This is a genomic window from Mesorhizobium sp. M4A.F.Ca.ET.022.05.2.1, from assembly GCF_003998845.1.
Lineage (GTDB): Bacteria > Pseudomonadota > Alphaproteobacteria > Rhizobiales > Rhizobiaceae > Mesorhizobium.
The window spans coordinates 1-5,291 of the sequence record NZ_RZOJ01000417.1; the positions used below are offsets into that span (position 1 = coordinate 1).

Annotated in this window: 4 protein-coding genes; 1 reads left to right on the top strand and 3 read right to left on the bottom strand. The window is 62.4% G+C overall.

What is annotated here, in order from left to right; translation table 11 throughout:
• The 3 genes from EN745_RS29305 to EN745_RS29315 all read right to left on the bottom strand — a co-directional run.
• Positions 1-2,058: sulfatase (locus EN745_RS29305; protein WP_127422850.1), on the bottom strand; the 2,058-nt coding region annotated here is incomplete at its 3' end.
• 374 nt (positions 2,059-2,432) lie between these two features.
• Positions 2,433-3,173, bottom strand: coding sequence for a hypothetical protein (locus EN745_RS29310; protein ID WP_127422851.1), 741 nt, complete (start codon positions 3,171-3,173; stop codon positions 2,433-2,435).
• Positions 3,174-3,319: 146 nt separating this feature from the next.
• On the bottom strand, positions 3,320-3,838 hold the full coding sequence (locus EN745_RS29315) for a hypothetical protein (protein WP_245455529.1): 519 nt from the start codon (positions 3,836-3,838) through the stop codon (positions 3,320-3,322).
• 234 nt (positions 3,839-4,072) lie between these two features.
• Between EN745_RS29315 and EN745_RS29320 the strand changes: the two genes are divergently transcribed.
• A partial coding sequence (locus EN745_RS29320; protein ID WP_127422852.1) for a glycosyltransferase occupies positions 4,073-5,291 on the top strand: 1,219 nt, incomplete at its 3' end.

A 5,291-nucleotide genomic window follows, 5' to 3' on the forward strand; every position in this document is an offset into this window, starting at 1 on the left:
ATCCACCAGGACATCCAGGCGCGGCGGTCCTTCGAACTCCGTGCCGGTGGCGTCGATCTCCAGGTTGGTGACGGTGCAGCGCGCGGTGTTTTTGGCCTCGGCAGCGACCAGATCGGCGACGCGCCGCCGCTGCGACTGCACCCATCCGGCGATCGGCTGCAGCAGCGCGCTGCGGTCGCTTTTGTCGTTGAAGAGATTTGTCCGCTCGTCGGGATCGGCCTTGAGGTCATACTGCTCGACCTTGCCGGTGGTCGCATTGAAGACGACCTTGCGGTCGTCCTCGCGGTAGCCGAACAGGAAGCCAGCCCAGGGATTGAAGAAGAAGGTCTTGTTCGGCCGCTGCTCGCTGAACAGGCTGCGCCCCTGCCACTGCTTGGGCAGCGGAAGACCGAGTATGTCGAGGATGGTCGGGGCGATGTCGACGATGCCGCCGACGGAATGCACGACCTGATCATGGAAGAGATGCTTGTTGATCATGATCAGCGGGATGTGGACGTTCTCCTCATAGATCGCGCTGGCATGGACATAGTCGTCATGCTCTCCGAACGCCTCGCCATGATCGCCAAGGATCACGACCAAAGTCGAATCGAGCTTGCCCGACTGCTTCAGCGACTCGAGGATTTCGCCAAGCGCCGTATCGCCGACCTTGAGGGCATTGAGGTAGGCATTGAATTTTTCGTCGTCCGAGTAGTGGACCAGCCCGGTGTGGGAGGAAGGCGCCATCTTCGAGAACATCGGGCTGTCGGTGATGTAAGGATAATGGGTCATCGCCGTGAACATGATGGCGAAGAAAGGATTCCCCTCGTCCTTGTTCATCCAGTCGATGGTCGACTGCGCCGTGCACAGATCACTGTTGTAATCCATGTTCTTCCACTGCTCGGAACTGAGCTTGAAGGTGGGAGTGGCGCATTTCTGCCCGCGATAATCCTGGATCGTATCAAGCCCCTTGTTGAGCAGGAATTCGTCGACCCGCTGGAACCGGGAATCCGCGCTCCAGAAGAAGCCGGTGCGAAAGCTGTGCGCGGAGAGCGTGTTGGAGATCGAATCCAGCGGCAGATACGGATGCTGCATCGTCATGCCGTAGTATGAGATGTCGTTGTACATCGAGGTAAACAGAGAAAATAGCGAGTAATGCGTGGAAGGGGCATGCGCGTAGATGTTGTCGAAGCGTATGGAGTCCGCGGCATAGCTCTTGATGTTCGGCGTGACCGGGTACTTGCCGCCAAACGTCTCGATGTATTTTGACGGCACTGACTCCATCATGAAGATCAGCACGTTCTTGATGGGATTCGGCGTCGGCGCCTTGAAGCTGGAGGTTTCCGGCGGACGCTCGCCGACGCTGGCGACATCTGGATCCTTGTCGTTGGCGCTCATGGTCAGCACCACCGGCGTCGGACTGAGCAGGGCCGATTCGACGAAATGCACGATCGGATTGTCGATCTTCGCCGCCGGCAGCGCTTCCGCATGCACGTGATAGCCCGTGCCGACCAAGGCGCCCGCGACGCCGAGCACGAGTGCGCCCAGAAGGACCCTGTGACCGATGACACCCAGCCGCAGCCACAGTCTGGCCGCGGCAGAGCCGAGAACAAGCACCAGGGCGATGGACACCGACAGGATAGCGACTTCCCTGAAGTTGAGCGCGTCGCCCATGGCGTTCCTGGCGTCCGCATTCTGGAGGAAGTCGCCATAGACCAGCCACTGGAAGGTGAACGGCTCGCCCAGCATCTTGACCAGATTTATGTTCGCAAACCCCCAGCTCAGCGACACCAGGACGGCAAGGTAGAAAAGGAAGAAGACGACGGCGGACCCAAGACGGCTGGCCTTGAGCAGAAAGAGCAGGATCAAGGCTGTCGCCGTCATCGACGCTATGACGACGAGGTCGTAGTAGCTCGATGCCAATCCCTTGGGGATGGATGCCACAAGGCCCCCAAGCGTCGTTTGCGGATCGACGATGATGCTCCGGTAGACGCCAAGCAGCAGCCACGACAGCAGACCAGTGCAAATGATCTGCAGGCTCATGCGCCGGAAACGCACGTCGCGCGCCGAAATCGGGCTCACCTTCGATGCTCTCCGGACGCTCACGGCTCTGCCCTGCCCGCCATGCCGGTACGGCTCGCCGAGCCAGTGCCGCCAATGATGTCGGCAATCGCAGCAACACTCATAGGAATACCCGCCGCCAGTTTGCGCTTCGGCCCGGCCACGGCCAAAAGCCTTCAAACCCCCATGACAGAATCGGTCTGCGCCGAAAAAGAGTCAACAAAATCAAGCATGCATTAACCAAGCTTGTTGAGGATTGGTTAACCGAACGCCTGATCGACGCAGCTTTTGGCCCGCCGCCTGCCGGTCCGGACATCGGCTAAGGGTCGGAAGCCGACGAATTTTCGACGCAGGCGACGGCGGCGCCGCGACCGCCCTCGCCGCCCGCACCGGCCTCACCCCAGCGCGTAAAAAGCTTCCGTGGAGATGGCCCTGAAATAGGCGGTGAATTCCCAGTAGTTCTCGATGCGCTCGGCAAAGGGGCGCGGCGGCGACTTCAGGGTCTCAGTCTTGAAACGGTCGAGGCGCTGGGAGCCGCCGAGATAGGCTATGATGGCGTTTCCGACCAGCGGGTCGGCGATGTCGCCATAGTGGATCGGGAAATATGGCTGCCCGGTCTCGAACAGCACGGATTTGATCTTGGCCCGAAACAGGTTGAGTTCGTTGAGGTAAGAATTGAACCGGTCGATGTCGAAACGCACTTTCTTGCGGTGATCGCCAGCGGGCAGCGGCTCCGAGGCATCGACAGTCCAGACGCCGGACGCCTCCGCCTCGAGCAGTGAAAGGAAGGACGCGACCGGGTTCCTGACGAGCCAGAGCTTCTTGACGCTGTCGTCTTCCAGCACCGGAAGAATGGCCGGCCGCGTCTGCTCGGGAAATATGTGGAAGCCGACAAAGCGGGCCACCGGGTCGTCGAAGATCCGCGCGATGAATTGCTCGGGGTCGGCGTCCCGCACCTCTACGGCCTCACGGGGCAGGTTCATCTTCTCGTGGTAGTCGTTGCGCAGGCCGACAAAGGTCGAATTGAAGACCTCGCCATGCATCACCATCCCGTCATACTGATTGAGATGGCGGTTGAGCGCTTGGGATCCGGTCCTTGGCGAGGCGATAAGCACGAACTTTTGACATGGCTGCATTCGCACGAGGCCCGCGAAGACGACGACGGCACCGAAAATACACCAACGACCCCTTGGATCAATTGCACCGCCGCAGCATGGATCGGCGATGGCGGGCGCTGCCCAGCGCCCGCCATCGTGATGCTTTTCAACACTGGTTCGCGGGATCAGCCGCCGCGCAGTCGGGTCGGACCGAGGCTGGCGATGGTCGTGCCGCGCTGTTCGGAAGGACATGTCGGCAGAAAGCGGCTCGCATCGGCGTAGGTCATCGTCGCGATGGAACCCTTCAGCCCGCCGCGCTTGGCGATCCAGCCGCGAACCCAGCCGGGATAGTTCTTCATCATGAAATTGGCGGCCACCTGGTTGCCGCGCGCGCCGGCGCCATACGGCAGGTGAAAGCCGAACGACGCGCGCTGCGTGATGCAGACCTTACTCCTGGGCATCGACAGATAGAGTGTGCAGGCCGAGTCGCAGGCGCCGCTGAAGCGCACGAAGGTGCCGCTGCGGCGCATCTTCAGCGCACGGATAGCATAGTCGATCACATAGCCGCCGCGGTCGCCGCTGATCGTCTTGACGTTGGCACTGCCGAGGTTGATGCGCGGCCGCATAAGTTGGTCGGCGGAGCTCGCCGAGACCGTGGCGCCCATTACGACGAGCGCACCGAGAAACATCATTGTCGTTTTCATTTGCGCCTCCTGATATGCCGTCATGACTAGCCAGGAGCCGTAAAGATTGCTTATGCCGCGTCGCTAAAGTTGTAACAGTCGTTTGATTGCACAGCCATTTTAGGAACTGCTTGAGGACTTGGTTTACCGACAGCGCAGAAGCATGATCACCAAAAAGTAAACCTGGCACGGGCATCATGACGGAAGGGATCGCGCCGCGGAGGCGCTTGCGGTGGAACTGAACAAGGAATTTCGATGGCCGTTGGTGGCAAGGAGCTAAGGCCGTTGCAGCCGGAAGGCGGGCGTCGCCGCGTCTGTGTCATGACGAGCGTGATCGGCCGTCGCGGCGAAGACGAAGCGGCCATGGTCGCGCTGGCCAGGCTTTTCGCCGCGGACGGCGACGAGGTCACCCTGCTATGGGTGCCGGGCCAGCAAGAGCCCTCCTCCGAAACGATGGCGGCGCACCGCCACGCGCTGGAGACGACCTCGGTCCGGCTGCATGTGCTCGACAGCTCGGATCGGTTGCTGCCCTCGCTGGCGACGCCCGAGAGCCGGTCGGCCGCCGTGCTGCACTATCTCGAACGGTCCGGCCACGACCTGGTCTATGCGCCGCTCGAGGGCGGGCTGCCCTACTTCACCTTGCTCGCGGCCGAGACAGCAGCGTTCACCGCGCCGCCCATCGTCATCGTCGCCCATGCTCCCGCGCAATGGGAGCATGAAGCCGACAAGGCATTCATGGACAGCACCTCGGCGATTGCCGTCGCCTTCATGGAGAAATATTGCGCCGAGATGGCCGACGGGACGATCTGCGTGTCGGCAGCCTTACGCAGGTGGATGGTGTCGAAGGGCTGGAAGGCCAGGAAGTTTTCGGTGATACCGCTGTTGCGGGACGCTGTAGACCCTGCCGGCGCGCTGCCGTCGACCGGCAAGGGAAGCGCAAGCGAGCTTGTCGTGCTGGCCGGGTGGCGGCATCGCGATGGTCTGACGCTGTTGTGCGATGCGCTGGACATCCTTGCGACGGCGGCGCCCAAGGACCTTAGCATCACCGCCTTTGGTCCGTTCGGAAGGATCATGGGCGAGCATAGCGGCGGACTGGTTGTGCGGCGCGCCGAGCGATGGCCGTTCAAGCTTAACCTGTTGGCGAATGCGGACCTGAACACAAGGCTCGACCGTGCCGCCAGGACCGGGGCGCTTGCGGTCGTTCCCGCGCGGGCCGCATCGACCGGCGCGACCGTCGCAGCCTGCATCGAGGCGGGGTTGCCGGTCGTTGCGACCAATGTCGGCGCGAACGCCGAGGCCTGGCTGGCCGAGGCGGGCCAGCCAGGCCTGGTCGAGCCCGACCCCGCCGCGCTGGCGCAGGCGATCTCGGCGGCGCTCGACGATCCGCCGCGCGTCCAGCGGATCGACCGCCTGCGCCAAACCCGGCAGGCCTGGCTGGATACGCGCGATCCGCCGCGCAGGCGGGCCCGCAAGG